16 protein-coding genes are annotated in these 14754 nt (G+C 65.2%); 8 read left to right on the top strand and 8 right to left on the bottom strand.

The genetic code is table 11. The features are described 5' to 3' along the window. Window positions 1-51: 51 nt before the first annotated feature. Window positions 52-465, bottom strand: coding sequence for a DUF4307 domain-containing protein (locus tag GMOLON4_RS07115; protein WP_035732183.1), 414 nt, complete (start codon window positions 463-465; stop codon window positions 52-54). A 100-nt stretch (window positions 466-565) separates the two neighbouring features. Between GMOLON4_RS07115 and mca the strand changes: the two genes are divergently transcribed. From mca to GMOLON4_RS07085, 6 genes are all read left to right on the top strand, one after another. Further along, window positions 566-1438 carry a mycothiol conjugate amidase Mca gene (gene mca, locus GMOLON4_RS07110; RefSeq protein WP_026936322.1) on the top strand — a complete coding sequence of 291 codons (873 nt, stop codon included), beginning with the start codon at window positions 566-568 and terminating at the stop codon, window positions 1436-1438. After that, complete coding sequence (locus tag GMOLON4_RS07105; protein ID WP_051266415.1) at window positions 1439-1807, top strand: hypothetical protein; 369 nt, start codon at window positions 1439-1441, stop codon at window positions 1805-1807. It begins immediately after the preceding gene. A 9-nt stretch (window positions 1808-1816) separates the two neighbouring features. Further along, window positions 1817-2605, top strand: a complete 789-nt coding sequence (locus tag GMOLON4_RS07100) for an isoprenyl transferase (protein ID WP_084147377.1) — start codon at window positions 1817-1819, stop codon at window positions 2603-2605. Window positions 2606-2944: 339 nt separating this feature from the next. Then, window positions 2945-4279, top strand: coding sequence for a PhoH family protein (locus GMOLON4_RS07095; RefSeq protein WP_051266443.1), 1335 nt, complete (start codon window positions 2945-2947; stop codon window positions 4277-4279). Between the two features lie 67 nt (window positions 4280-4346). Then, on the top strand, window positions 4347-4793 hold the full coding sequence (locus tag GMOLON4_RS07090; RefSeq protein ID WP_051266417.1) for a prepilin peptidase: 447 nt from the start codon (window positions 4347-4349) through the stop codon (window positions 4791-4793). A gap of 85 nt (window positions 4794-4878) precedes the next feature. After that, complete coding sequence (locus tag GMOLON4_RS07085) at window positions 4879-6240, top strand: class II fumarate hydratase (RefSeq protein WP_051266445.1); 1362 nt, start codon at window positions 4879-4881, stop codon at window positions 6238-6240. Between the two features lie 146 nt (window positions 6241-6386). Here GMOLON4_RS07085 and GMOLON4_RS07080 read toward each other — a convergent pair whose 3' ends face one another. The 3 genes from GMOLON4_RS07080 to xseA are packed head-to-tail and all read right to left on the bottom strand — an operon-like array spanning window position 6387 to window position 8497. Next, a complete protein-coding gene (locus GMOLON4_RS07080; protein ID WP_026936326.1) occupies window positions 6387-7025 on the bottom strand; it encodes a DUF4245 family protein in 639 nt (212 codons plus the stop codon). Between the two features lie 6 nt (window positions 7026-7031). Beyond that, complete coding sequence (locus GMOLON4_RS07075; protein ID WP_026936327.1) at window positions 7032-7283, bottom strand: exodeoxyribonuclease VII small subunit; 252 nt, start codon at window positions 7281-7283, stop codon at window positions 7032-7034. Window positions 7284-7288: 5 nt separating this feature from the next. After that, window positions 7289-8497, bottom strand: coding sequence for an exodeoxyribonuclease VII large subunit (gene xseA / locus GMOLON4_RS07070; protein WP_026936328.1), 1209 nt, complete (start codon window positions 8495-8497; stop codon window positions 7289-7291). A gap of 93 nt (window positions 8498-8590) precedes the next feature. On the opposite strand from xseA, the gene GMOLON4_RS07065 reads away from it, so the two are divergent. Further along, window positions 8591-9625, top strand: coding sequence for a 4-hydroxy-3-methylbut-2-enyl diphosphate reductase (locus GMOLON4_RS07065; protein WP_245575382.1), 1035 nt, complete (start codon window positions 8591-8593; stop codon window positions 9623-9625). 2 nt (window positions 9626-9627) lie between these two features. Here the strand turns inward: GMOLON4_RS07065 and GMOLON4_RS07060 are convergent, their stop codons facing one another. Beyond that, window positions 9628-10116: a DUF6264 family protein gene (locus GMOLON4_RS07060; protein ID WP_146137467.1), complete on the bottom strand. Its 489-nt coding sequence runs from the start codon at window positions 10114-10116 to the stop codon at window positions 9628-9630. Then, entirely contained in the window at window positions 10116-11144 is a 1029-nt protein-coding gene (gene fbaA, locus GMOLON4_RS07055) for a class II fructose-bisphosphate aldolase (RefSeq protein WP_026936332.1), read from the bottom strand. Before fbaA ends, GMOLON4_RS07060 begins: the two co-directional genes overlap by 1 nt. 183 nt (window positions 11145-11327) lie before the next feature. On the opposite strand from fbaA, the gene glpX reads away from it, so the two are divergent. After that, window positions 11328-12272, top strand: a complete 945-nt coding sequence (gene glpX / locus GMOLON4_RS07050; protein ID WP_051266448.1) for a class II fructose-bisphosphatase — start codon at window positions 11328-11330, stop codon at window positions 12270-12272. Window positions 12273-12281: 9 nt separating this feature from the next. Here glpX and rmuC read toward each other — a convergent pair whose 3' ends face one another. Continuing rightward, complete coding sequence (gene rmuC / locus GMOLON4_RS07045) at window positions 12282-13451, bottom strand: DNA recombination protein RmuC (protein WP_051266421.1); 1170 nt, start codon at window positions 13449-13451, stop codon at window positions 12282-12284. A gap of 78 nt (window positions 13452-13529) precedes the next feature. Then, the gene (locus GMOLON4_RS07040) at window positions 13530-14738 is read right to left on the bottom strand and encodes a hypothetical protein (protein ID WP_026936334.1); all 1209 of its coding nucleotides are present in this window, start codon (window positions 14736-14738) and stop codon (window positions 13530-13532) included. Window positions 14739-14754: the final 16 nt, after the last annotated feature.

Below are 14754 nucleotides of genomic sequence, written 5' to 3'. Positions count from 1 at the left end.
AATCGATGTGACGGGGCATGGATGCGCGCCGTCCCGGCAGGCATGCTGCAGTTAGGCTCCCGGGATCCAGCACTCGCGAACGCTGACGTTGTCGGCGCGCTGCGTCGTGCGAAGCGTGAGGTTGACCACCTGGTGGGGTTCGGCGCTGGGCGGAAGCTCGACGACCTCGTAGCCGACGACGGCCTTCATGTCATTCTGCGCCTCGAACGCGCACGCGAGCGGTGTGCCTGGCTGCACCGAGACTCGCGCCTGGATCGACGCCTCGGTGTCAGATATTGGTGAGAAGCGTGCGGTCTGCGACTCGATCGTGGTGTCCGCGTTGTTGAAGGTCAGTGCCCAGAACCCAATCGTGCCAAGTGTCAGTGCGATAACGAAGCCGATCGAGACCCACTTCGTGGTTTTGGCGCTTGGTGGTTTGGGGGACTGGCGCCGGGATGTCCCGTAACGCGCTGCAAGATCGGACAACGACCAACTCTCTCGCGATAAGATTATTTCTTGGCTTGATCTAGCGTATCTGAGTCACGATCAAGCCGAGCGATTTGGCCCGCCCCGACAGGAGTACTCGATGAGTTTTCGACTTCTCGCCGTTCACGCGCATCCCGACGATGAATCGAGCAAGGGGGCGGGTACGTATGCGGCCTATGAAGACCGTGGCGACGAGGTCATGGTCGTGAGCTGCACCGGCGGCGAGGCGGGGGATGTGCTGAACACGGCCATCCCGTCGCGCGCGCACGCCGAGAGAGACCTGCCTGGGCTGCGGCGTGTCGAGATGGCAGAGGCGCAGCGCGTACTTGGCATCGAGCACCGCTGGCTCGGCTACCGCGACTCCGGTATGGCGCGAGAGGACGGTTCGCTGCCCGCCGGATCCTTCGCCGCGATTCCCGTCGAGGTGAGCGTGCGGCCGCTCGTGCAGCTCATCCGCGAGTTCCAGCCCCACGTGCTCGTCACCTACGACGAAACCGGCGGATACCCGCATCCTGACCACATCCGCACCCACGAGGTGTCGATGCTCGCGTGGGAACAAGCAGGGAGCGACCTGTACCCCGAATTGGGCGCGCCCTGGACCCCGCAGAAGCTCTACTTCGATCGCACGATGAACGACGAGCGCGCGAAGTCGATGCTCGACCACCTCAAGGATCACCCGGAGCTCGAGCACCTCAAGGACCGCATGGAAATGGCGCTGACTCGGATGATGCAGCAGCACCGCAAGCGGACCACCAAGATCGAGATCTCCAAGTACCTGAACCAGCGCGACGACGCGCTGCGCGCGCACGCGAGCCAGGTGGCCCCGGACAACGAATTCTTCTTCGGTTACCCGCGCGACCTCGAATTGGTCGCGTATCCGTACGACGCGTACGAGCTCGTCGAGAGCCGGGTACCGACGCAGCTTCCGGAGACCGACCTGTTCGCCGGAGTGAAACTCGAAGGGATCAACTAATTGCAGCTCCTTGATGTGGCCGCGCTCGAGCGCGGGATGATTTGGCTCGCTTCGGTGACGCCAACCCCGACGCCCGAGGAATCGTTCGACCCCAATGACGTGACCCCGGGGCCGATCGGCTTCTTTGCGACGGTGTTCCTCTTTGTCGCGGTGGGGCTCATCGCGATGAGCCTCATGCGCCGCTCGGCGCGTGTGCAGGAGCGGTGGGCGATTCGCGAGCAGCTCGAGGCGGAGGCGGCGGCCGAGGATGCGGCGGCCGCTGCGTCGGCGGATGGCCGGGATACCCGTGCGGATTCCTCTGGGGTAAACGGCACTCAGGATGCCGGTGCCGGCGAGAGCGGCTCCCGACCACCGAAAGCCGGGAAGTAGGTCACCCGAGTGAGGCGTCGACTGAGTTTCCGCGCTCCCGCGTGGCTCTACAAGCTCTATGCGCGGAACCTTTGGCGTTCCTTGCAGCGGACGCACGCACGCCCACAGCACGTGGCGATGATCATTGACGGCAACCGACGCTGGGCGAAACAGCTTGGGCTGCAGGATGCGGCGGCCGGGCATCGCGCGGGCGCCGCGAAGATGATCGAGTTCATTTCCTGGTGCGATCGGGCCGGGATAGGCACGGTCACCCTGTACCTGCTGTCGCAGGACAATCTACGGGGACGCACGCCGGAAGAACTCAAGGACCTCATGGGAATCATCGCGGAACTCGCCCGCGACCTGGCGAGTAACGAGCGCTGGCAGGTCCAGCACGTCGGTTCGACGGAGGGACTCGACCCGGCGCTTGCGGAGACGCTCGAGGAAATCTCCCAAGACACGAGTGCGGGGAGTGGGCCGCACGTGAACCTCGCGGTTGGCTACGGCGGCCGCAAAGAGATTGTGGATGCGATGCGCAGCATCGTGCGCTCGCACGCGGATAAGGGTGGGTCGCTCGAGGAACTCGCTGAAATCCTCACGCCTGAGCTGATCGGGGAGCACCTGTACACCGGCGGTCAACCCGATCCGGACCTCGTGATCCGTACATCGGGAGAACAGCGGCTGAGCGACTTCATGCTGTGGCAATCGGCGCACTCGGAGTTTTACTTCGTGGAGGCGCTTGGCCCGGACCTGCGCGAGGTCGATTTCTTGCGCGCGTTGCGCGATTACGCGAGTCGATCGCGTCGGTACGGCCAGTAGGTACTTCGACAAGCAAGTCTGTTTGGCGCGCGGCAATGTCCGACACGCAGCACTGTCCGACACGCAGCACGCTCTGACACGCCGACCGGCGCGGTTCAGCGTGTCGACCTCAAGTGGTGGATGAGGGTTTGGCGTGTTTTTCGCCCTCACTGATTAACTCTTTTCACATCAGTCACACTGGCACCTGAGAGTGCCTAAACGCGGGGTTAATCTTCGGTAACACCGCCTTCCGTACAGCGTTCGGGGAGTGGATGAGCGTTACGTTGCTCGCATCGAAACAACTATGTTTCGATCGAGAGGAGCGCGAGCGTCGTGACAAGCACAAGCATCCAAAATCCGCTGCAGTCTTCCAATTCGGAGGTATCGACGGAAACCCCAACTGATCTGGTGGTTTACGTACTCGATACCTCCGTTTTGTTGAGTGACCCGCGGGCCATTTATCGGTTTGAGGAACACGAAGTGGTGTTGCCGATCACCGTCGTCATCGAATTGGAGAAGAAGCGCCACGATCCTGAGATCGGCTACTTCGCGCGCCAGGCGCTGCGTCTGCTCGACAAGCTCCGCGTCAAGCACGGTCAGCTCTCTGACCCCGTGCCGGTCGGCGACGAGGGAGGCACCCTCCGCGTCGAGCTGAACCACTCGAATCAGGAGGTGCTCCCGCGAGGCATGCAGCTTGGCGACAACGACTCGCGAATCCTCGCCGTCGCAGCCAACCTCAAGGCCGAGGGCAACAGTGTCACGGTGGTGTCGAAGGACCTTCCGATGCGCATCAAGGCATCCTCGATCGGCCTCGACGCCGACGAGTATCGGCACGAACTCGCGGTCGACGCTGGCTACACCGGCTACGCCCAGGTTAGCCTCGCAGCCGACGAGATGGCTGAGCTTTACGACAACGAACAGCTCGAGACCTTCGCGGTGGACGGGCTGCCCGTGAACACCTCGCTCGTGATCCAGTCCGAGCGTGGCTCGGCGCTGGGCCGCGTGATCGCCCCGGAAACGGTGCGCCTCGTTCGCGGCGACCGCGAGGTGTTTGGTGTGCACGGCCGCTCCGCCGAGCAGCGCCTCGCGATCGACCTCCTGCTCGACCCGACCGTGGGCATCGTCTCGCTTGGCGGCCGTGCGGGTACCGGTAAGTCGGCGCTTGCGCTCGCCGCAGGTCTCGAGAGTGTGCTCGAGCGTCGCCTGCACCGGAAGATCATGATCTTCCGCCCGCTCTACGCGGTTGGTGGGCAGGAACTGGGCTACCTGCCGGGCGACCAGGACGAGAAGATGAACCCGTGGGGCCAAGCGGTCTTCGACACCCTCAGCTCGATCGTGTCGGACAACGTGATCGACGAGGTCATGGATCGCGACATCATCGAGATCCTGCCACTTACGCACATCCGCGGGCGCTCGCTGCACGACGCGTATGTGATCGTGGACGAGGCGCAGTCGCTCGAGCGCAACGTGCTGCTGACGATGCTTTCGCGCATCGGCATCAACTCCCGCGTCGTGCTGACCCACGACGTGGCCCAGCGCGACAACCTGCGCGTCGGTCGCCACGATGGCATTGCATCCGTCATCGAGACGCTCAAGGGACACGAGCTGTTCGGGCACATCACCCTCGCGCGCTCAGAGCGTAGCGATATCGCCGCGCTCGTCACCGACCTGCTCGAGGACTACAACATCGTGTAGGCGGCCGCCCATCGAAGCATGTGAATAACTCTCCGCCCGGTTCACGCAAGTCGCTAGCGTGTGCCGGGTGGAGTTGTTTGCCGCCGTCTTCGTCGCCTGCTGGGTCGCGCTCGTGACCCCGCAGCTCATGCACGCCGACATCACCGAGCACCGTCTGCCCAACCGCATCGTCATGCCGGGTTGGGGCATCGCCGCGATTGGCCTCGTCACGGCATGGCTACTCGACGGCACGTTCCCTGCCGCGGCGCTCGTCTGCGGTCTCGTCGCGTTTGCAATCGCGTTTCTCGGCGCGCTCACGGGTTGGCTCGGGATGGGCGATGTCAAGTTGCTCTTCCCGCTGGGAGTCGGCCTGGGGCTGCTCGCCATTGAGGCCGCCCTCCTCGCCGCGCTGGTGGCGATCATCTCGGGAGGCATTGTCGCGGCGGTCACGCTCATCCGCCACCGGCGTCGCGGAACGAAGATCCCGTTCGGGCCCTTCCTGCTGCTCGGCTACTGGGCTGGCTATTTCGCGTAACCTGGTGGGGATCCGCATCCCCTCATCGAAAGGTTTCACAGTGGTGGAAAATCAGGATTCCGAGTTCCGCATTGAACACGACACTATGGGCGAGGTTCGCGTTCCGAAGAACGCCCTGTATGCGGCGCAGACGCAGCGTGCAGTCGAAAACTTCCCCATCTCGGGCCAGGGGCTCGAGGACCGCCAGATCATTGCTCTCGCACAGATCAAGCGCGCGGCCGCGATCGTGAACGCGAAACTCGGCATCATCGACGAGGGCCGCTCGAAGGCCATCGTCGCCGCAGCCGAAGAGATCGTTGCGGGTCAGCACCTCGACCAGTTCCCGATCGACGTCTACCAGACCGGTTCCGGAACCTCCTCCAACATGAACACCAACGAGGTCATCGCCCACATCGCGACCGAGTCGCTCGGCGAGACGGTTCACCCGAACGACCACGTGAACGCATCGCAGTCGTCGAACGACGTCTTCCCGACCTCGGTCCACGTTGCCGTGACCGGCGCGCTACTCGAAGACCTCATCCCGGCCCTGGACCAGCTCGCGACCTCGCTCGAGGCCAAGGCCGACGCCTGGAAGACGGTCGTGAAGTCGGGTCGTACCCACCTCATGGATGCGACCCCGGTCACCCTCGGCCAGGAGTTCGGCGGCTACGCTCGCCAGATCCGCCTCGGCATCGACCGCGTCAACGCGACGATCGAGCGTGTCGCCGAAGTGCCGCTCGGTGGTACCGCGACGGGTACCGGCATCAACACGCCCAAGGGTTTTTCGGAGCAGGTCATCGCCGAGCTCGCGCAGAACACGGGCCTGCCCCTGCACGAGGCCGCAGACCACTTCGAGGCACAGTCGGCTCGTGACGGCCTTGTCGAGGCCTCGGGTGCGCTGCGCACCATCGCCGTGTCGCTCGTCAAGATCAACAACGACATCCGGTGGATGGGCTCGGGCCCGAACACGGGTCTCGGCGAGATTGCGCTCCCGGACCTCCAGCCGGGCTCGTCGATCATGCCGGGTAAGGTCAACCCGGTCGTTCCCGAGGCCGTGCTCATGGTTTGCTCGCGCATCATCGGTAACGACGCTGCGATTGCCTTCGGTGGCGCATCCGGCGCGTTCGAGCTGAACGTGCAGATCCCGCTCATGGGTACCGCGCTGCTCGAGTCGATCCGCCTGCTCGCGAACTCTTCGAAGGTCCTCGCGGAGAAGACCATCGATGGCCTCGAGGCGAACGTCGAGCGCGCTCGCGAACTCGCCGAGTCCTCGCCGTCGATCGTGACCCCGCTCAACCGCGTGATCGGCTACGAGTCGGCCGCGAAGGTCGCGAAGCACGCCGTTGCGAACAAGATCACTGTTCGCCAGGCCGTGATCGACCTCGGTTTCGTCGAGCGCGGCGAGATCACCGAGGCTGACCTCGACGCGAAGCTCGACGTCCTCAAGATGACGAGCCCGAACCTCTAGGTTTCGGCACATGAAAAACCGCGGTGGTCACGAAGTGACCACCGCGGTTTCTCATTGCGGTCGGTGAGTGCGGTGCAGCCGTGTATCGAACCGTCAGCTACCCGTCGATACGGCTCGCTTCGCGCGCCTGCTCCGGGATCGTGGACCTACTGGATGCGGGAAGCGAGCTCCTGCACGGCTTCGGCGGTGTGCGAGCCGTAGAGCACGATGGTCGACCCCGCATCCTCGCGTACCAGCGAGTAGCGAGTGTTCCCCGCCTCAGTCGTCGGCAGGTCGGTGTAGTCGTACTCAATCCACTCGTTGCCATCGATCGAAATCGATCCGGTTGGGCTGCGGCGATCGACCTTCTCGTAGGTCCACGTGTCGTTCGCGTTGATGCCCTGGCTGAGGCCGACAAACTCGGTTGCCTGGTCCCCGTCGAGCAGCATGAAGCCGATGTACCACTCGGAGACACCGTCGGCACCGTGACGAATTTCGGCCTGGTTCGACTGCCAGTTCGACGGTACCTCCGGGTTCAGCAGCTCGACCTCGTACCCCGGCTGTGCCTCGCTCGCGACCTGGTGGAAATCGACGTCGCGGAGCTTCTCGGAGTCGTCGCGCGGCACCATAAACACGATCACCGCCACGGCGAGGAGTGAGACTCCGAGCGCTGCGGCGAGGTTGTTGATCGTCTTCCGCGCGCGATACAGGCGAGAGCTCTCCGCCTTGCGGGCCGCGGTCTCCTCCGGGGTCTCGGGGCGACCGAGCTCGGCGACGACTGCGGGTTTCTTAGGGCGCTTAGCCAAGTTCTCTTACTCCTTGTCGGCCGATTCGGCCGGTGATGATTGCTGTTCGCGAGCTCGCTCGAGCCGCTCGCGTGCACCCTTGAGCCACTGCTCACAGCGGGCGGCGAGGGCCTCGCCCCGCTCCCACAGCTGGAGCGACGTCTCGAGAGTCTGCGAGCCCTGCTCGAGAGCCTGCACAATGCCCGCGAGTTCGTCGCGAGCCTCCTCGAAACTCAGCTCCTCGACGGGGCGGGATGCGGGGGTTTCGGATGCTGCCATGGAGTTCATTCTACGGTTGCCTCGATTCGTCCATCGGTGACTCGGATACTGAGCTTGGTGTTGGGGGCGACCTGGTCGGTCGCGGTGACGACGCTGGCGCTGCCTTCCTCGATCTTTTCGACGATCGAGTAGCCGCGCTGCAGGGTGCCGAGCGGGGAGAGCGAGTTCAGGCGCAGGCGCAGACTCTTCGTCACGTCGGCGGCATAATCGAGCCGCCGCTCGACGAGCTCCACGCCCCGCGCCGTCAGCCGCATGAGGTCCTCACCACGCTGGTCGACCATCCAGACCGGGTTGGCGATAGCTGGGCGGCTACGCAGCGACTCGAAGTATTGGGTCTCGACCCTGATCTTCTCGGTGACGTTACGGCGGATGCGCGCGCGGGCCTGCTCGACGAGGTTCAGCTGCTCAGCAACGTCAGGGACGACGCGCTTCGCCGCATCCGTCGGGGTGGATGCGCGCAGGTCTGCCACCTCGTCGAGCAGCGGGCGGTCGGCCTCGTGTCCGATCGCGCTGACGATGGGCGTGTGCGCGCTCGCGGCGGCGCGCACGAGCGCCTCATCGGAAAACGGCAGCAGGTGCAGGAAGTCCCCGCCGCCGCGGGCGATGATGATGACGTCGACCTCGGGGTCGGCGTCGAGTGCCTGGATCGCGGCGATGACTTCGGGCACGGTGTTGTCGCCCTGGACGCGCGTGTGGATGGTGCGGAACTCGACCGCTGGCCACCGCAGCTCTGCGTTGCGGCGCACATCCTTTTCGGCATCCGACTCGCGTCCGGTGATGAGGCCGATCTTCTGCGGGAGGAACGGGAGGGGCTTCTTCAACTCGGGTGCGAAGAGGCCCTCGGCCGTAAGCTTTCGACGCAGCTTCTCGAGCTGCTCGAGGAGGGTGCCGACGCCGGCCTGGCGCATGTCGTAGACCTGGAAGGAGAGCGTGCCGCCCTTGACCCAGAAGTCGGGCTTTGCGTTCACGATGACGCGATCGCCCTTTTTGAACTCGCCGTCGAGGCGCTCGCGGACGCTGCGCCACATGGTGAGGGATACGGATGCATCCTCGTTGAGGTCGCGCAGCTTCGCGTACGCGTGGCCGCCGCGGACGTCGTAGCTCGTGAGCTCGCCCTCGATCCACGCGGCGCCAAGCCTGCCCACCCACTCGCGCACGGATTGCGAGATAAAGCTCACCTGAAACGGCTGTTCGGGGCTCGACGGCGCTGCCATGTGCATCCCATTCCCTGATCTGTGGCTGGTAGTGACGGTCATTCCTGCGGACGACTGACGTAGGCTAGCGGGGTGACTGACCCCGTAGTGCTTCTGCCCACGCCGCGGGTGCCACGACCCGCGGTGGTACTCGAGAATCGTCCTGTAGACGGTCCCAAGCGCGTGTTATTGGCCGCCCCTCGAGGATACTGTGCCGGCGTCGACCGAGCGGTCGTGGCTGTGGATAAAGCGCTCGAACGGTACGGCGCGCCGGTTTATGTGCGTAAACAGATCGTCCACAACAAGCACGTGGTGAGCGAGCTTGAAGCTCGCGGGGCGATTTTCGTGGAGGAGGTCGACGAGGTCCCCGAGGGATCGCACCTCGTGTTTTCGGCCCACGGCGTCTCGCCGATGGTCAAGGATGCGGCCGCCGAGCGCGAGTTGCAGACGATAGACGCAACCTGTCCGCTTGTCACAAAGGTGCATCGGGAGGCGACGCGGTTCGCGAAAAAGGGCCAACACATCCTGCTGATCGGCCACGACGGCCACGAGGAAGTTGAAGGGACCGCTGGCCATGCCGGCGAGCGCGTCACCATCGTCAACAACCCGGATGAAGCCGATACCGTCGCGGTCGACGATCCGGACAACGTGGTGTGGCTCTCACAAACCACCCTGTCGGTCGACGAGACGATGGAGACGGTGAACCGGCTCCGGGCGCGGTTCCCGAACCTGCAGGATCCGCCGTCGGACGATATTTGCTACGCCACCACGAACCGGCAGGCTGCGATAAAGAACATTGCGGCTGAGGCGGATCTCGTGATCGTGGTGGGCTCGGCGAACTCTTCGAACTCGGTGCGGCTCGTCGAAGTTGCGCTGCAGTACGGCGCGAAGGCCGCATACCGAATCGACTTCGCCGACGAGATCCGCCAGGAGTGGCTCGATGGCGTCGCGTCGATCGGCGTGACCTCGGGTGCATCCGTGCCGGAGGTGCTTGTGCAGGAGACGCTCGCGGCCCTCGCAACCGCCGGGTACTCGGACATCGAGGAGGTCGAGACGGCGGTCGAGGACCTCATGTTCTCGCTCCCGAAGGAGCTGCGCCAGGACCTCGGCGACGACGATCGCGCGCTCGGCGGCCGCATCCGCACCTAGGGCTACGGAGTCGGAGCTGGGGTCGGCGTCGGCATCGGGGAGCCGCTTTCAACCCACGCGAGGATCTCGGGATGCATCGCAAACGCGATCACCATGACCGTCATGCTGATGATGAGCGCGACACCGGCGCCCGCGAACGCGCACCAGCTGCCGTACTTCTTCTTCTGCCAGCGCTTGAGCGCGACGTACAGCCACACCCCGTAGTTCAGCGGATGCAGAACGATGCCGACCCACGCGAAGTCCTCGAGACCTGCGGCGCGGTGATAGTCGCCCAGCCCGTAGGCCTCGAAGGCGAGCGCCGCCTGCTGTGCTAGCGCATCCGGCAGGAGGGTCGCCATGTGCACGACCGTCGCGAAGCCACCGATGATGAAGAGCATGATGCCGATCATCCGGTCGCTGCGCAGCCGAATCTTGCGGATCTCTTCGGGGGAGAGAACGGGGCCGGGCCCCGGAGCGTTGCCCCGAGGCCCGGATGGATCCTGTTGTGACACTAGATGGACTGCGACTGGCCGTGCGAACCGAGCTGCTGCGTGGCCTCGATGACGCGAGCGGCCATGGCCGTCTCGGCCTTCTTGCCCCACGAGCGGGGGTCGTAGACCTTCTTGTTGCCGACCTCGCCGTCGATCTTGAGGAAGCCGTCGTAGTTCTTGAGGACGGTGTCGGCGACCGAACGCGAGTATGCGTACTGCGTGTCGGTGTCGATGTTCATCTTGATGACGCCGTTCGCGACCGCGGTCGCGATTTCCTCGTCGCTCGAACCCGAACCACCGTGGAAGACGAGGTCGAGCGGCTTCGGGGCGGTGCCGTACTTCTCGGCGAGGCCCGCCTGGATGTCCGCGAGGATCTCGGGGCGGAGCTTCACGTTGCCGGGCTTGTAGACACCGTGCACGTTGCCAAAGGTTAGCGCGGCCATGTAGCGCCCCTGCTCGCCGAGACCGAGGGCTTCGACGGTCGCAATCGCGTCCTCGAGGTCGGTGTAGAGCTTGTCGTTCATGTCGCCGACAACGCCGTCCTCTTCACCACCGACAACACCAATCTCGACCTCGAGGATCTGGTTGTTGTTCTTGATGCGGGGGAGCAATTCCTTGGCGATCTGCAGGTTCTCCTCGAGCGGCACGGCCGAGCCATCCCACATGTGCGACTGGAAGATCGGCTCGCCGCCGCGCTTGACGGCTTCCTCGGAGGCCTCGATCAGCGGCAGGACGAAGGTGTCGAGCGCGTTCTTCGGGCAGTGGTCGGTGTGCAGCGCGACCGTGATCGGGTAGTTCTTCGCAACCTCGGTCACGAACGCCGCCATGGCGAGGGCACCGGATGCGCGTGCCGTGCGAGTCTGACCAGCGAAGTAGTCGGCGCCACCGGTGGTCACCTGGATGATGCCGTCCGAGCCTGCCTCGGTGAGTCCCTGGAGGACGGCGTTGACCGTCTGCGAGCTGGATACGTTGATGGCGGGGTAGGCGAAACCGTTTTCTTTTGCGCGGTTCAGCATTTCCGCGTACTGGTCGGGCGTTGCAATTGGCATAGTTGCTCCTCTGTATCGGACGACATGCGCAGTCTATCGAGGCTCGTTCACCGATTCCCGAGCGCTACCGAATAGGCTGGAGGACATAGATGAACAACGTCGAAAGGGTTCAACGTGACCGAAGCCATTGACTCAGCCGCGCACCAGCCGGAACTGATCGAGCACCCTGACCGTAACCTCGCCATGGAGCTCGTCCGCGCCACAGAGGCGGCTGCGATTCGCGCTGTTCCTTGGATCGGTCGCGGCAACAAGAATGCCGCCGATGGCGCCGCCGTGGATGCGATGCGTAAGTTCCTTGCGACCGTCGAGTTCCAGGGCGAGGTCGTAATCGGCGAGGGCGAAAAGGACGAGGCGCCCATGTTGTTCAACGGCGAAATCGTGGGTAACGGTCGCGGACCGCTGTGCGACATCGCGGTCGACCCGATTGACGGCACGAGCCTCACCGCAGCTGGCCGCCAGAACGCGCTCAGCGTGATCGCGGTTGCTGACCGCGGAACCATGTACAACCCCAAAGAGGTGTTCTACATGGACAAGATCGTCACCGGTCCCGCCGGTAAGGGCATCATCGACCTCGAGCGCCCGATCGGCGACAACATCCGAGACCTCGCGAAGGCCCTCGGCAAGGACATCGAGGACATGAACGTCGCGATCCTCGACCGCCCCCGCCACGAGCAGCTCATCGCCGACGTTCGCGCATCGGGTGCCGGCACCGAACTGATGCTCGACGGCGACGTCGCCGGTGGCATCAACGCCGCACTCGAGACCGGTCGCATCGACATGTGCGTCGGTATCGGTGGCACCCCTGAGGGCATCATCACGGCGTGCGCGATCAAGGGTCTCGACGGCGTCATGCAGGGCCGCCTCCACCCGCGCAACGACGAGGAGCGCTCGAACGCGATCAACGCCGGGCACGACCTCGACCGCGTGCTGACGCAGGACGACCTCGTGCGCACTGACAACACGTTCTTCGTCTGCACCGGCGTCACCGATGGTGGCCTTGTGCGCGGCGTGAACCGTGAGCGCAACCAGATCACGACCGACTCGGTCGTGCTGCGAGCACGTTCGGGCACATTCCGCCGTGTCACGGCCGTTCACCGCAGCGACAAGTGGCTGCGCGACGACGAGTAGGCCCCGCGACTACGCCCTCGCCCGTTCGGCGGCTTCGAGTTTATCCGTGAACTCCGGAGCGCTGAGCGGGCGAGGCGTCATTTCCACCTGGATGCTCTGCTGGAGTGGCTTCGCGGATGCATCGAACTGGCCGAGCTTTCGGGCGGTCGGGAACACCCGGGTCTCGAGCGAGCCGACGAGACTGTCGTACGCCTCGACCGACCCGCGCAGCTGCTTGCCGAGCTTCGCGAGGTGGTTCGCGGCGGTGCCGAGGCGGTTGTAGAGCTGCGACGACAGGCTAAGCACCTCCTCGACTGAGTCGGTGATGCGCTCCTGCTGCCAGGACGCGGCGACCCCGCGCAGGATCGCCCATAGCGTCACCGGGGAGGCGAGCGCGACGTCTTTCCCGAAGGCATAGTCGAGAAGCATCGGGTCAGCGGCGACGGCCGCAGAGAGCGCCGACTCGCTCGGCAGGTATGCGATGACGAGTCGTGGGGAACCGGGGACCGCCGCGGGGTAGTTGCGCGTGCGCAGCGCATCCACGTGACCTCGCACGGTGCGCGCGTGCTCGGCGAGGAGCTGCTTCCGGCGCCGCTGATCGGCCTCGTCGCCGGGCGAGGGGAGCTGCATCGCCTCGAGGTAGCGGTTCATTGGAGCCTTCGCATCGATGATGAGGGAGTGCTCCCCGGGGAGGTGAACGATCGCATCCGGCCGGAGCCGAGCATCCTCACCCGCGAACTGCTGCTGCACGTCGAAATCGACGCGCTCGAGCATCCCCGCCGATTCCATCAGGTTGCGCAGCTGCGCCTCGCCCCACGAGCCACGCTCGGTGTTAGAGCGCAGCGCGGCCGTCAGCTGGTCGGTGGAAGCGCGCAGCTCGGCATCCGACTGGGCCTGGATGCGCAGCTGCTCGGAAATGCGCCCGTTGAGTTCGTTGCGCTCCTGGTCGATCTCCCGCACGACATTGCGCATCCTCGTGAGCTCGTCGCGAACCGGGGCGAGCTCACGCAGCACCTGGTCCTGACTCGCGCGTTGACCCTGCTGCAGCTCAAGCTGCTCGCGGAGCTCGTCGGCGCGGGCCGAGGCGACGTCAGCGCGCCCGGCCTCGGCCGCGACTCTCGATCGAAGCACCAAGAGCGTCGCGACGGCGCCGACGGCGAGGCCGATGATCAGAGCGAGAAAAATCCAGAGGATGTCCATGCGCGTAGCGTCGCACGAGCCCCCGACATTTTCGGCGCATCCGCCTCGGCATGCCGAACCTGGGCGCTTGGCGGATCGTTACCGGCGGCCGAAAAGCCTGCGTCGCCCGCGTTCCTCTCCCGGTCTCCGTCCGGGCGCCGCGGGCACCGGAGTGGGACCGGGGAGCTCGACGGTATCGAGCCAACCGGCGAACGCGGCCCATTCGGGTGCGAGCTCGTCGCCGGTCGGTCGGCCGAGCGCGGACGCCACGGTCATCGCGGTGCGTAACGGGTCTTCATCAGCAGTTCGTTCCTTGGCGAGCGCGAGGCGCGTGCGGTGGCCTGGCGTCGAGTCCAAGATGCCGTGCTCGCGCATCCCACGAACGATCGTGTTGAGTCGCTCCATCATCTCGGGCTCGGCGCCCGCGAGCCGTCGTCGACGGGCCGCGAGCGTGCGCACCGCGAGCCCCGACATCGGGACCTGTGCCTTCGCGATCTCGAGGAGTTTCGCATCCGCCGTGCTGCCCGTGGACGAGCCGAGCGCGCGCACGAGCGCATCAGCGTCGCTGCCGGGCCCGTTCCACGACTCGTCATCGCCGAACACGATTGCGATGACCCGGTCCGCGAACGATGGGGCGGTGGTGCGGGCGATCAGCTCGCACGTCGCATCCCACGAGGCCGGGGACTCGCCAGGGTCTGGCTCGGCAGTCGGGACCTCGTCGAGTGGTGGCTCCTCGCCCCAGTATGCGAGGACGGTTTGCCGCACCTCGAGACGATCGGGGGTAGCCGCAGCCGCGGCGATAAGGAGGTCATCGGCGACGCGTTCGGCCGCGTCGAGCTCTTCGGGTTCCGCGTTGGCAACGAGCATTCGACGGAGCTCGAGGTAGACCTCGCCATTGTCGTCTGGATGAAGCAGTCGCGCCGCGCGGGCGGCCTCCTTCGGCAGCGGCTCACTGCCGTTCGACTCGAGCCAGCGACGCAGCTCGGCGATGAGCTTGGGGCCGAAGACCTCGGTCAGTCGGGGTGAGGGCTCCGCAAGCATCGTCCGCCAGGCGATTTCCTGGGGGAAGGCCTCGGGCCACTGCGCGGCGATTTCTTCGAGGCCGCGAACGTCGTCGAACGCGGTCGCGAGGACGTAGGCGATCGAGGTGTGCGCGTCGCGGTCGTCGCCAAGACGAAGGGCATTCCAACTCTTGAGCACTGCCCGATAGGCCGCATCTCCAGCGTCGGCGATGACCTCGATATCCACTCCCGTGGGGTCAATCTGGTCGGGGTGAGCGAGCAGTTGTTGCCAGCGGGGCGTATCCACGGTGCGTCTCCTGGTC

Source organism: Gulosibacter molinativorax (assembly GCF_003010915.2).
Taxonomy (GTDB): Bacteria; Actinomycetota; Actinomycetes; order Actinomycetales; family Microbacteriaceae; genus Gulosibacter; species Gulosibacter molinativorax.
Note: the sequence above shows the minus strand (reverse complement) of the source record. Positions and strands in the feature narration are given on the sequence as shown.